6 protein-coding genes are annotated in these 14,004 nt (G+C 43.3%); 4 read left to right on the forward strand and 2 right to left on the reverse strand.

Annotated features, from left to right (window positions below):
* Positions 1-1,032 precede the first annotated feature (1,032 nt).
* The 4 genes from MSWH1_RS07640 to MSWH1_RS07655 all read left to right on the forward strand — a co-directional run bounded on the left by MSWH1_RS07640 (position 1,033) and on the right by MSWH1_RS07655 (position 10,604).
* Complete coding sequence (locus tag MSWH1_RS07640) at positions 1,033-6,816, forward strand: DUF3320 domain-containing protein (RefSeq protein WP_048127468.1); 5,784 nt, start codon at positions 1,033-1,035, stop codon at positions 6,814-6,816.
* Between the two features lie 275 nt (positions 6,817-7,091).
* A complete protein-coding gene (locus MSWH1_RS07645; RefSeq protein WP_231591930.1) occupies positions 7,092-7,997 on the forward strand; it encodes a DMT family transporter in 906 nt (301 codons plus the stop codon).
* Between the two features lie 130 nt (positions 7,998-8,127).
* Positions 8,128-8,916 carry an HNH endonuclease gene (locus MSWH1_RS07650; protein ID WP_048127471.1) on the forward strand — a complete coding sequence of 263 codons (789 nt, stop codon included), beginning with the start codon at positions 8,128-8,130 and terminating at the stop codon, positions 8,914-8,916.
* Positions 8,917-9,443: 527 nt separating this feature from the next.
* Positions 9,444-10,604, forward strand: a complete 1,161-nt coding sequence (locus MSWH1_RS07655) for a tetratricopeptide repeat protein (RefSeq protein WP_048130306.1) — start codon at positions 9,444-9,446, stop codon at positions 10,602-10,604.
* Between the two features lie 352 nt (positions 10,605-10,956).
* Here the strand turns inward: MSWH1_RS07655 and MSWH1_RS07660 are convergent, their stop codons facing one another.
* Both MSWH1_RS07660 and MSWH1_RS07665 read right to left on the reverse strand, forming a co-directional pair.
* Positions 10,957-11,508 carry a pyruvoyl-dependent arginine decarboxylase gene (locus MSWH1_RS07660; protein WP_048127473.1) on the reverse strand — a complete coding sequence of 184 codons (552 nt, stop codon included), beginning with the start codon at positions 11,506-11,508 and terminating at the stop codon, positions 10,957-10,959.
* 105 nt (positions 11,509-11,613) lie between these two features.
* Positions 11,614-13,665: a hydantoinase/oxoprolinase N-terminal domain-containing protein gene (locus MSWH1_RS07665; protein WP_048127475.1), complete on the reverse strand. Its 2,052-nt coding sequence runs from the start codon at positions 13,663-13,665 to the stop codon at positions 11,614-11,616.
* Between the last annotated feature and the right edge of the window lie 339 nt (positions 13,666-14,004).

A 14,004-nucleotide genomic window follows, 5' to 3' on the forward strand; every position in this document is an offset into this window, starting at 1 on the left:
CTGCAAGGTGCAAAAGGGAAAAACAAAAGATTTTCTCTTCAATTCCAGATGCATCACCCGATTAATCAGGGAATATCAACAAATTCTAATAACAGGTAAATAATTTTAGATGTATTTTTCGGTGTATATGTATTTTTCAAATAGGTAATATACAACCACTTACACAAATACAATCACTTACACAAATACAATCACTTACGCAAATACAACCACTTACACAAATACAACCACTTACACAAATACAACCACTTACTAAATCCTTTCTCAAAGAAAATGATCGAGCTTTAAGAGTGAAGACTGACTAAACTTTGTAAAATCAAGAACAAACTCAGTTTGCCAAACAATATCAGAAGGTACGTTGAAACCCATTTGCAATATATGTTGTGGAAGTGGTCTAAGGATTGGTTAAAGAACCGTGTTCAGAATGAGGTTTTTCCTGAAAAACATTCAGTAAAACATTCAGTAAAACATTCAGTAAAACATTTAGCAAAACATTTAGCAAAACATTTAGCAAAACATTTAGTAAAACATTTAGCAAAACATTTAGCAAAACATTTAGTAAAACATTTAGTAAAACATTTAGTAAAACATTTAGTAAAACATTTAGTAAAACATTCAGTAAAACATTTAGTAAAACATTTAGTAAAACATTTAGTAAAACATTCAGTAAAACATTTAGTAAAACATTTAGTAAAACATTTAGTAAAACATTTAGCAAAACATTTAGTAAAACATTCAGTAAAACATTTAGTAAAATCTCTAATAAAAATTTTTATACTCTTACACCAATATTATACAGTTATATATTTACAGAATCACATTCTTTCAGAGTCTGAATATCATTTCAGAGGAGTACGTTCTCCTTTCAGCATAATTTATTTCCTGTTTGAAGTTTAATTTTCCGACAAAACATGACGAAATTTATTAGAAATTTATTAGTAAATATCCTGTATTCTTATCTGTATCATAATATATTCTATTGATTATTTGAAAATATATTTCATTGATTATTTGAAAAGGGCCTGGTATTTTATGGTAGACATAGTTAAGGAACTGGAAACACTAAGGCAGAATTTACTTGATCTATCCCTTCGGAATAACCTTCTCAATTACCGCCCTTCCCCGAGAAGGACGATCTCAATTACGGGCCGAACCCCGGAGGAGGTCTTTGACCTTTTTGTCCTCCAGGAAAAATCAATGAAATTCAGAGCAGCAAAAACCAGGCCCAAAAAAGGCAGGAAGGCCAAAAATGGAGAGGAAGGGGAAGACGACGGTGTAAAAAATGAAAGTAAGCTTCTGAAAACAATAGGAAAAATCCTTGTTTCAGAAGAAAGGAATAAACCCCAGACCTCCCGTTTTGAACCGTTTCTTGAAACTCCTGATGACAGCGAGACTCTTGATCGAAAACTTTTTTACGTCTACAACCAGGCAAATTCTATTTTTGAAGAGCAGGGTTATCCTGTCCTCTATCTTGCAATGGGCTTTCTGCAGTGGAGTGAGATTAAATCTTCAGTAAAGAACCCCAGGGCTCCCCTTGTCCTGGTCCCGGTTGAACTCAAGAGGATGGGAAAAGGCAGAAACTTCAGCATCCAGTGGACCGGGGATGAGATTTTCACCTCAATTACCCTTCAGGCGAAGATGAAAGAGTTCGGGATCGAGGTCCCTGAGTTTGAAATGCCTGAGGACGCTTCCGGGATACAGGAATACTTCAGGACAGTGCTTGGGGCAATCCGGGATAAAACGGATTGGAAGATCATTCCGGAAGTCTGCCTTGACCTTTTCAATTTCAGGAAATTTGTCATGTACAAAGACCTAGACCCTGCAACCTGGCCTGAGGATATGTCTCCTGCAGAACACCCCCTGATCCAGAAGGTCTTCAACCCTGAAGAGCCTGAGTGCGAGATTCAGGGTTTTCGGGAAGAGGAGGTTGATCTGAAGCTTTCGGCAAAAGATACCTACCATATAATGGATGCCGACTCCTCGCAGATTGCAGTTGTTGAGGATGTGAAAGCCGGAAAGAATCTTGTTGTGGAAGGGCCTCCTGGCACAGGCAAGTCCCAGACGATTGCAAACACAATTGCAGAACTGCTCGCCCAGGGCAAAAGCGTGCTCTTTGTGAGCGAAAAAATGGCTGCCCTTCAGGTTGTAAAGAGCAGGCTTGATAATGCGGGCTTAGGAGAGCTCTGCCTCGAAGTGCACAGCCACCAGACCAGGAAAAAAGCCGTGCTTGAGGAACTGGAAAAAGCCCTTAACCGTGCTGCTCCTCCTGCTATCAGCGCTGAAAGAGATCTTAACGAACTTGAAAAGCTTAAAAAGGAGCTCAATGGGTATGCAGAGACCCTCAGGGAACCTGCAGGAAAGATCTACCCAAGCCTCTATGCCCTTTACGGGGTAAAGGAAAAGACCCGGATTTACTTTGAGTCAAAGGGCCTGAAAATGCCCCATTTTAAGTTTCAGGGCCCTGATACATGGGAACCCGGAGCCTGGATGGAAACTGAGTCTGTTCTGGAAAAAATGGGGCAGGTACTTCCTGCTCTTGGGCCTGTCAGGAAGAATCCCTGGTACGGCTGCGAGCCCGGGCTTGTGCTGCCTTCTGATCTGGGGGAAATCGGGTCTGTTGCAGATGAATGCGCTTCTGATTTCGAAAACCTTGAGAAGACAATAAAAACCCTTAATGACCTCTCTGCAACCTCAAAGCCCCAGACACTTAAAGATATTGCAAACATAACCGAAGCTGCAAAACTTATAGGTAAATCAAAACCCCTGCCTGAAAAACTGCTTAAGAACCCGGTGTGGGACTCCGAAGCTTCAATATCCGATGCTGAAGCCCTGGTCTCAAAAATAAGGCAGTATCGGGAACTGAAAACCTTTGTGGACAGGACTTTTCACCTATCGGTTTTTGACTTAGACCCCTCCGAGTTTAAGAGTGTATCCGGCAAGTTTTTTGGCATTTTAAGTTCCAGGTACAGGAAACTAAAAAAGGAGATTTCAGCCTGCTATAACTCAGCTGTTCCCTCAAAAGACAGCCAGATCCTGCTCGACCTTGCCTGCGTTTCCGAGTTAAAGGCACGCATGCAGGAGCTTGAAGGCGCTGAGATGCCTGGCAAAAAGTTTTTTGGAGAGTACTGGAAGGGCCTTGAAAGCGATCCTGTCCTGCTGGAAGAGTACTGCAGGTGGATGGCTCCTTTCCGCAGGTACGTCAGGGAAGGTACTCTAACCGAAAGATCAGTAAGGCTGGTCGGAGGCGGGGTTGACGCAACAGCCCTTGAGTCTGCTATAAACGAAGTCCTGACAGCAAAACAGGTTTTTCTTTCTTCTCTCGAAAATTTCGGGCCTCTTATAGGGGCAGATTTCGGGAAAATGTTCGGAAGCGACCTGGAGGCCGTAAAGCTCAACCAGTTAAAGTCCCGTGTGAACAGATGGAAAGATGAGACTTCTTCCCTTGTTTTCTGGAGCCAGTACCTGGGATACAGGCAGGCTTGTCTTGAAACGCTTGCTTCCCCTATGATGGAGGATCTGGAAGCCGGGAAAATAGAGCCTGAAAACTTGGTCCCGACTTTTGAAGGAAACTATGCTGAAAGCATGCTGCATCGGGCTTTTAGAGAAAGGCCGGAACTCTCTGCTTTTATCCGGGAACTTCATGAAAGCAAGATCAGCAAGTTCACCGAGCTTGACAAAAAAGTCCTGCTTGAGAACAGAAAGAGAATTGTCAGTTCTGCTTATGAGGAAGCCCCCAAACTGACCTCGGGAGCGTCAAGAGCTTCCGAAGTCGGAATTCTGCTCAACGAATTCAACCGCAAACGCGGGCACATGCCCATACGTACCCTGATGAAAAAGGCGGGCAGCCTTGTACAGAAAATAAAGCCCTGCTTTTTGATGAGCCCACTTTCCATTGCCCAGTACCTGGATCCGAGGAATACAAGGTTTGATGTGATTATCTTTGATGAGGCAAGCCAGGTCAGGCCTGAAGACGCTGTAGGCGCACTCCTGCGCGGAAAACAGGTAGTTGTGATGGGAGACTCAAAACAGCTTCCTCCTACCGACTTTTTCGATACTGTTGTCGATTCTCCTGAAAGTGAGCCTGATGACTATGCTTCCGCAGGGGACATGGAAAGCATCCTGAATGTCTGCAAACGCAGCTTCCCGGTAAAGACCCTGCGCTGGCACTACAGGAGCAGGCATGAGTCCTTGATTGCGATTTCAAACCAGGAGTTTTACGACAACCGTCTCTATGTTTACCCCTCTCCCATGCAAAAAGATGAAAGCCTGGGGTTAAAGTTCGTCCACCTTCCTGATGCGGCTTATGACAGGGGCAAGAGCGGAGTCAACAGGATTGAGGCGAGAGCCGTTGCCAGAGCTGTATTCGAACATTTCCAGAACTATCCCGGAAAAAGCCTTGGGATCGGCACTTTCAACATTAAACAGCAGGAAGCTATCCTGGATGAGATCGAAGCCCTCCAGAAAGCAAACCCGGGCGTTGACCTTAACTCCGGAAATGACAGAGGGGAACACTTCTTCGTAAAGAACCTCGAAACCATTCAGGGAGACGAAAGGGACGTCATTCTGCTGAGTGTGGGCTTCGGTTTTGATAATAACGGACGGCTTTCCCTGAATTTCGGCCCCCTCAACAGAGAAGGAGGGGAAAGGCGTCTGAATGTGCTTATCACAAGGGCAAGGGAAAAATGCGTTGTCTTTGCTAACTTTACTTCAAGAGACCTGTCCCTTGACGAAAACTCCTCTTTCGGGCTCAGAGCCCTCAAAGTCTTCCTTGAGTTTGCCGAGAGCGGCACGCTTCCGGCTCCGTCATGCGGCAGGCAGGAGCTTGATTCTCCTTTCGAAGAAGCGGTCGCCGATTTTCTGACGGAAAACGGATGTGAGGTACATCGGCAGATCGGATGTGCCGGCTACAGACTCGACCTTGCAATCCCTGACCCCCGCCACGCAGGTAGGTACGTTCTGGGAATTGAGTGCGATGGGGCAAGCTACCATTCTTCTCCTGTTGCAAGGGACCGTGACCGCCTGCGCCAGCAGGTCCTCGAAGGGCTGGGCTGGAAAATCTACAGGGTCTGGTCTACGGACTGGTACCTCCATCCGAAAGATTGCAGGGAAAAACTGCTTGAAACCGTAAAGGCAGCTGTTAAACAGGCAAAATTGCAGGCAAAATCCGAACCTGAACCCGAAGTTGTGATAATAAACGAACCTTCTGCCTGGGCAAAATCCGCCGGAGCTTATGAAATTGCCCGACCTGCTGAGGTAAATGCCGTTCCTGCGGCAAGCCTGCTCTCCCCTCTGGAAAACAAAGCCTTTAACGCGCCTGACTTAAATTCTTTTGAAGCGGCGTCCCCTGAAAAAGTTCCCAGTCAGGTAGAATTCCTGTCGGAAAATTCCCCTGAAAAAGGTTTCCTTATAGAGGACACTTCCGGAAAGGTTAATCTTGAAACGGATACCCCTGAAACGGATACCCCTGAAACGGATACCCCTGAAACGGATACCTCTGAAACGGATACCCCTGAAATGAAATCTTCCTCATCGATTTTTTATGATACGGAATTTGCAGAGGAAATCAAAAGAGTATCTGAAGAAGCAGATAGAGGGAAACTTGAAACCGAAGATGAACTGGATGATGAACAGGGCGATGAACCGGACGTTGAAGTGGAATATGAAAATGATACTGAAGCTGAAGATTCTTTTACGGATGCCTTCTCCTCGCTGGGAGACGGGCTTTTCCCCAATTCAGGTCCGGATTTAATTCCTGAGATGACTTCAAAAGTTCGGTATCTGGCTACACTCGCTAACGAAAACTCCAGAAAGAAACCTGTCCGAAGATCAAGAAAATCGACTCTCCTTAAATTCAGTGTTGATCCACATTCGGATTTCGAAACGGATACGAAAGAAGAAGCTGATCTCATCCCCGAACCCGAACCTGAGAAGGTAAATTTCTTCCAGGCTTACCCCGAGATTGATTTCAGTGCAGGTCCGGAAAAGAAGAAAAAAAGCAGAAAAATTAATGAATTTGCTTACATCTACGGCTCAGGTGGCTTCTATGAACCTGAAGACCCCGATGAAGCTGATTTCTCTGATTCAGAGAGGGATTACGGACCTGAAATTAAATCTGAAACCGTTTCCGTTGTCAACTCCGAAGAAAAAGTCGAATCTTATCACAGTTCAGGGCTTGAGAATGAAGATTTCAAAAATATCGAAATTTCTGCTCCCAAGACTCTGAAAGCCGAGACTGAAAAACTGTCTGAGAAAGGGGATTCCCTTGAGGCTCTTGTGCCCTCCTACCAAATTTGTACCTCCTCAGGCCTCCCGAAGTCAGCAGACCTTTCTGAAATTTCTGATGAGCAGCTCGAAGAAGCCATTATAAGAATCGTGGAATTCGAAGGGCCTGTTCACGCAGAGGAAATAATCCAGAGGGTAAAGGCCCATACGGGAATCCCCCGCATGTTCAGCAAAATCAAGCATAGAATCCTGGACTCCCTGGAAGAGGCTGATAGCTCGGGAAAAATCCTGGCAAGAGGCGAATTCTACTGGCCGCTTTTGGGACCTGCAGAACTCCTGCGCAAGCGGGATACTGAATCATATGCAAAGATCGAATGGATCTGCGATGAGGAGATAAAAGAGGCTGTCCGTTTTGTCCTTAACAACCAGTATTCGACCCCCCTGGAAGACCTTATCATCCAGGCTTCGAGGGTTCTGGGCATAAAAACTACCCGCAAAAATACCTGGGACAGGATAGAGAAACTTATTCTATCGGAGATAGAAAGTAACGAACTTACACGCACTCCCAATGAAATGATTTATTTTGTGGAGTAAACGAAGACACGGGTTAATTTATTCAATCTGTTAAAAATATTTTTAATTTTTTAATATTCTTTTCTTTCTTCTTTGTTCTACTTTTTAATTTATCCATTGATTTGCTTGCTGTAATCCTCTTTTAACTGTTATATTTTTAATGATCTGTAATTATTAATAATATTCAAATAGTTTTATATCCTGGATCTGTTATCTCTCCTGCAATCATGCCCTTAACAATTAAAGAAAATAACAAACCATTTACATCAGTTATCACGTCCTGTATCCTGTTTGGGATGGTAGGTATACTTGTAAAAGGAATAAAAGACATGGATGCAGGTTCTATCCTGTTTTACCGGCTATTTTTCGGATTTGCAGTTATTTTAGGGTATCTTGTGGTATCTGGAGAGATAAAAAAAGTTAAAATAAAAAAGAAAAAATTCTATATGTTTTTCCTTGGAATTCTTAACACAGTAACGATGTTTACGTACTTTTCCTCAATCAAATATACTGGCATTCCTGTAGCTGTGCTTCTCCTGTACACAGCACCAATATATGTTACCCTGCTTTCTCCTTTACTCCTTAAAGAGCAAGTAACTTTTAGGGATATGCTTGCACTTATCCTGTCTATCTCAGGTATACTGCTTGCTGTCAATCCTTCAACTCTTTACGGGAGCACAGGTTCCGAAAATGGAAACTACATCATAGGAATCCTTTTTGGGCTTCTTTCCGGGCTTTCTTACGGCTGTTCGATCATGACCATTAACTACCTGAAGGAACCCTATTCGGCTGTCGAGCAGCTGTTCTGGTCAACAGCAATCAGCCTCGTACTGCTCCTGCCTTTCGGGGCCTCCGTATCGGTACCGATCTTGCTCGAAAACTTGAACCTGCTAATACCTTTAGGTGTTATAACTACGGCTCTTGCCTCCCTTCTATATCTGAGAGGTGTGGTACATGTAAAAGCACAGACTGCAGCCGTACTCTCCCTGCTTGAGCCGGTGAGCAGCATCTGTTTCTGCTGCCTGCTCTTTGGAGAGCCTGTGCAGCCAAACACAATTGGAAGTTGTCTCTTCATTCTCGCAGGTGCCGCACTTATTGGTTACAATGCCCCGATCCGGCCAGGAGCTTCAGAAAAATATTTTCGGAATGTGTGGGCAAGGTTTTTCCAGCCTTACATGCCTCTGAGACCGGGGAAGCTTTGATTATCTTCCCCTTTCCTTTTTAAAATCAGCTTATGTGAGCACATCAGAAGCTCTTTAATCAAAAAAGATAATGTTTCTAAAGTGATTGTATCTCCTTGGTTTATTATTCCAATTTAAAGGTGAATTACTGATGGAACAGCGATACTTGAGGTATTCTGACGGTCGATATGAAGCAGACATTGATATCACTGTGGAAGAATGGAAATCAATGCTTCAAAATGAGAAAATTTTTTATAAAGAAGCTTTAGATATGGTTTTGAAATGGTATAATGAAGTCGACCATCAAGCAACATCAAAAGCAATAATGGTTAAGTATTCTCCTGAGTTGAAAGGCACTCCGTATAATGGAATTGTTGTTGGTTTAACTAACCGAATTTTAAAATATCTAAATCGGTTTGAAGTAATAGGTACTGAAGGCAATAAATCAAGATTCATCGTGCCGTTTGAAGGATGGCATGAAGACTACAATTCGTCTAAACATTTTGTTTGGAAATTGAGAGATGAATTAGTCCAAGCCTTAGAAGAGCTCGGTAAGGTAGATTATCAAACTTTTCCATCTGAAAAGGATGAGCTTACAAGTTCCATTGTAGAAAGTACGCCTGAAGGTAAAAAGATACTATGTTATACTACTCGATATGAACGAAATGCACAAAATAGACGTAATGCTATTGCAATACATGGTACTGTATGCCAGGGATGCGGTTTTGATTTTGAAAAGACATATGGTGAAATCGGAAGAGATTATATTGAAGTTCATCATGTAAAACCTCTCTGTGAAGAAGAAGGTTCTGTTCCAATAAATGCGGAAACAGATTTAATATGTGTTTGTGCTAATTGTCATCGTATGATTCACAGAAGAAAAGATTCAGTCCTTTCTCTAAAAGAATTGCAAGAATTACTGCTAGCAAACAAAAGTTGAATATTTTTTCATCCTTTCAGGCCGAATCTGTCTCGTTTGTAACGCAAAAAGAACAGAAGAACTCATATCTTGACCTGGGGGACCTTATTAAAATTCACAGATAAGTATAAGCGCCTCCACCAGCCTGTCTGGCGGTCCTTCACAAAAAGCAGAAAAAGAAGCAGAAAAAGAAGCAGAAAAAGAAGCAGAAATTAAAGAGAAATAAGACCAAAATTTATGCCTTTTGACCTACTGTTCTCTTTTTCACACACAAACGTCTCAGAAGCTTTTAATTGCTGGCATGTTGTTTTTATTCTTATTTACGTGCTCTTTTTCTTTGTTTTGTCTTTTGCGATTACATCACAATTCCCAGAAAATCTCCGATTTCCTGCGATCTCGAGGCGCAATTCGGGTGGGACAACTTTTTTGAAACTCTTTCCCTGAATTCGAATTATATAATAAAATATTTATCATCTGAAAACAGTGGTTAAATAAGGAGAAAGCTAAAGCTTTTTCTCAGGGAATTATTTTTGAGGGAATTGATTTTTATGGACATGGACATGATCGATAAACTTGTTTTTGGTGTTGTGGAATCGGTCAGGAAAAATGAGGACGAAACCGGTGCAGGGGTTGAGTTTGCAATCCAGTTTTCAAGGAAAAATGGGATTTCTCCGGATTTTCTCCTGAACATCGCAAAGATATGCGACTCAAAGGGGATGTTCAGGGAAGAATATGTGTTCATGAAAGCCTGCGCCCTCCTGGGAGAAGGGGAACAGCAGGTTGAGGCTTATTTCCTTTCGGGAGTTCTTGCTTATTTCATAGGGAGGAAAGAAACCGCTCTTCAGGAATTCGATGAAGCCCTGAAGCTTGATCCAGGACACGTAAATTCCCTCTGCAACCAGGGAATTGTCCTTGCCGAGCTTGGGAGGAAACTTGAAGCCGAGAGCCGGTACAGACAGGCTCTTGAACTTAAGCCAGGACATGTCAGCACCCACTGCAACTACGGAAACCTCTTTTTTGAGCTTGGTAAACTGCAGGAAGCGGAACACGAGTTCAGGACAGTGCTTGAACTGGACCCTGGAAATGCAAACACCCGCTGCAACTATGCCAGCCTACTTGCCGAGCTGGGGCGGAAAGAGGAAGCTGAAGAACAGTTCGTACAGGTGCTTGAACAGGTGCCGGAGCATGTATCAGCCAACTATAACTATGCCAATTTCCTTAAGGAAGAAGGAAAGTTTGAGGAAGCTGAAGTTCATTATAAAGAGGTTTTGAAGGTAAGCCCTGGTCACATAAGTGCTCTTTGCAATTATGGCAACTTGCTCTCGGAATCCGGCCGGACCGAGGAGGCGGCAGTGCAATACAAGTTCATCCTGAGGCTGAAACCCGGGGATGCGGATACCAGAGCTAATTACGGACAGCTCCTTTTTGAGCTTGGGCGGTATCATGAAGCTGAAATCCAGTACAAAAAGATCCTTGAAATAGACCCATGCCACGTTCCTACGCTCTGCAAATATGGCAATCTGTTGAAACGGCTAGGAATGTTCCGGCGGGCTGAAGCCATGTACCGGGAAGCCCTGGAACTGGACCCCAAAGACACTAACACCCGCTACAGTTACAGCCTATTTCTCTTCAAGCTTGAGCGCTTTGATGAAGCAAAGAAACAATATATTAAAGCTGTGTCCTCGGATTCTTCACCGATTCTCTTTTAATCCGGGGACTTCCGTGAACTTTCTTTTTTTAATTCTTTTTTAACCCTTTTTTAACCCTTTTTTAATTCTTTTTTAACTCTTTTTTAACCCTTTTTTAACCCTTTTTTAATTCTTTTTTAACTCTTTTTTAACCCTTTTTTAACCCTTTTTTAATTCTTTTTTAACTCTTTTGTATCTTACTAACCAGTATTCAGTCAGTATCCGGGCAACAGAGTGCCAGAAAATCCCTGAGTATTTGGCTCAGGATTAGTTGACTCAATAGTAGATTACACTATTTATGGGGTGTAAAAATATTAGAAAATGAAAAACCGCTGTTGAAAAGCAAGAGTAAAAGGATAAGGGGATTAGCCCCTCAACATTTACTCGTAACAAAGACCATGGCAGCAACTACCGTAGTCCACTTTCCGTTCTTGTCGCCTGCTGCAGTCTGGCAGATATGGAATGTGTCAAAAATATGTCCACTTGCCTTATACACCTGTTCGCGCTCATGCCAGGCCATTTCCGCATTAAACTCAATTCCGAGAGTTGTTGCGAGCATCGTTGCGGCCAGGTCTTCAGCATATTCTCCGGCAATTGCTTCTTCTTCTCCGAAAGAATGGTGTTCTGAAATGTAGCCGTAATTATCCTCATTTACAGGTACAGCAGTCCCTATGGCTGCTGCCATCAGGCGGTGCGGCTCATTAGTATCGTTTCTCGCAAGAACACAATGGACAATGGCACCTGGCTTCAATTCTGAGAGACCTTCTTCTCTAGGTACGAGTTTGCAGTTGGGAGGCAGAATACTTGATACGCTCACAAGGTTGTATTTCTCTATTTTTGCATCTCTAAGTGCGAGTTCAAAGGATGCCAATCTGTCCTTATGGACCCCGGAACCTTTTGTCAAAAATGCTTTTCTAGGGATCATGTTAACTCCTTTAATTGTTTTTCTACAGTATAAGGCAAATTATCAGGCGTGTAACCAATATTTCATACTCCAAATGCACAGGAGAGTTATGAATTTTACCCTTTTTCACTCCCAATTTTCAGCTATGGAAGTCTCTTCTGCAGATTTACAGTCCCGGGATAGTGTCTGTCCCTCAAGTACATCAAAACTTTTAGAAGATTCTTTATGCTCTGATACTGCTTTCTCGTAAACATCTGAATTTGAGCTCCCTTCGAAGATGAATCTGGTCTCAAGGGGAATATCGCCTGTATGAACCTTTATGTCCTTCTTTTCTACATTGATAGTAACCTGGTCAGGAGAAAGCCCAGATTCGGCCATGTAATTAAGGATGAGTTCTCTTCCGAATTCTTCAGCGAACTCGAGAGCTTCATCTCTTACTACAAAGTGCCGCCTCCCGACAGGAGTGTAGACAAAAATCCCTTTTGTCTTCAGGTCATACTTTGACTCGCTGTAAGTTGTACGGACTGTTATTTCAACGCGTTTTGTCCCTTTTCCCACAAGGGCTCCCACGGCATTTCCTACATTGGAGTATTCCGGGACAATTATTTCGGCATCCACCAGGTTTTTCAGGGAATCCACATACGCTCTGACCGGCCCTCCCAGAAGTACTACAGGAATATCTACCTTAAAGCGGGAGAAAAATTTGCCTTCGAGCATTTTCTCAATCTCATTCCTATCAACTCCTTCCATAAGGAATGCAAGAAGGTCTCTTGCCATGTTCTTTGCAAAAAGCCGCTTTACGTTTATACAGAATTCCCGTTTGCCGGTTCCTATGAAGTTTGCAAGCAGTGTAGCCCCTATCTCCGAGGCTTCGGAATTCCATTCAGCATATTCCCCCAGGACATGCAGGGCATCAGTTGGGGTAAAGCCAATAGCCTGAACAAGCCGCTTCTGGATCAGGGAATCCATTACTTTTTTAGAAGGAAGGATATTTTTGTCCCAGTAGACGTCTTTAAGGGAGAGCGGTTCATTTCCTATAAGGGCAAGGAGCTTCTCTTCTTCCTGGCTCAGGTCAACAGCTATCTGTTTTGTCCTTACAAAGAATTTTGTTGCCTGGATATGTTCGTTCATTTTCAGCCTGTCAGGGATCCAGCGCTTTTTCAGGGTATTCATGAACGAGGGGTAGAGGACAGCAGCCCTGCAGAGCGGAATAACCCTTCGGGGTCCAATGTTTGTCCTGCTGCCCTGGACCCAGATATGGCTGTCCCCTCCCATTGCCGATGTCTCCATCCTGAGTGCCCTTACTTTTGTCTGCCAGCCTCCTACAACAGCTCCGGTTTCACTGAGATAAGGAAGTCCTTTATGGATAAGGGAGACATCCGTGCTTGTCCCTCCAACATCGATAACAGCACAGGTGTCATTCCCTGATAGGTAGGAAGCCCCAAGAAGGCTTGCAGCAGGCCCGGAAAAGACTGATTCTATGGGCTTTTTCATGGCTTCGTGCATGCTTACGACAGACCCATCGCAACGGAGCATTGCAATTCTGGATTCAAGTCCTCTCCTTTCGATCTCGCCTACGACGGTCTTCAGGAAACCCTCTGCTACTGGCAGGAGCTGAGCATTCAGGTAAGCTGTAACCCCTCTCTCATAGGCTCCCAGGGACTGGGCAAGTTCATGCCCACACACAACAGGAAGCCCTGTCAACTCCTGGATAAGGGCTTTTACACGAAGTTCATGTTCAGGGTTGCGGACACTGAAATATGAAGAGACTGCAAAAGCCGAGATCCTGTCCTTTAACCTCATTACAAAGTTTTCAACTGTGGAAATATCGAGGTCTGCAACCTCATCTCCATAGCTATTGTGTCCTCCCTGCACCATTATGCAGTTTTCAATCTCAGAATCCGCAGGGATTTCATAATCTCCTACAAGAACCAGCCCTACGGGATATCCCGTTTTTTCCAGGATGGTATTGGTTGCAAGGGTTGTGGAAACCGAAACCATGGTTACAAGCTTTAGCTTTTCCTGGTCAAGCCCATCAATAGAATTCGTTATTCCTTCAAGAAGGTCGGGATATGTTGTGAGTGCCTTGTTTGAACCAACAACCATTCCATCCGAGTTCCTGAGTAATATGGAATCGGTATATGTTCCACCGGCATCGATGCCCAGACTGTATGCCATTTTTTAACTCCCTATTTATATTTTTTAATATTTACGGATCATTTATAAGTTGCCATTTTATGATCACGTTTACGATTCAATCTCTAAATTAATTCATAAGGCATTTTTTTCCATTCGGACTTCTTTTTCTGTTCCATTCCATAGCTTCCTGCTCAAATCAAGGAAAATACCTTAAATCCAGTTAGATTCCTCCTGAAATCTATCTATTACTCAGAAACAGGAATCTGGAAACAAACGGATGGCTAGAGAATAAATTTCGAGCTCAAGAGCAGATCTCGAGATTAAAAACAAATCTCAAACTCAGAATTTCAATCTCAAACTCAGAATTTCAATCTCAAA

The sequence above is a fragment of the Methanosarcina sp. WH1 genome, from assembly GCF_000970005.1.
Lineage (GTDB): Archaea > Halobacteriota > Methanosarcinia > Methanosarcinales > Methanosarcinaceae > Methanosarcina.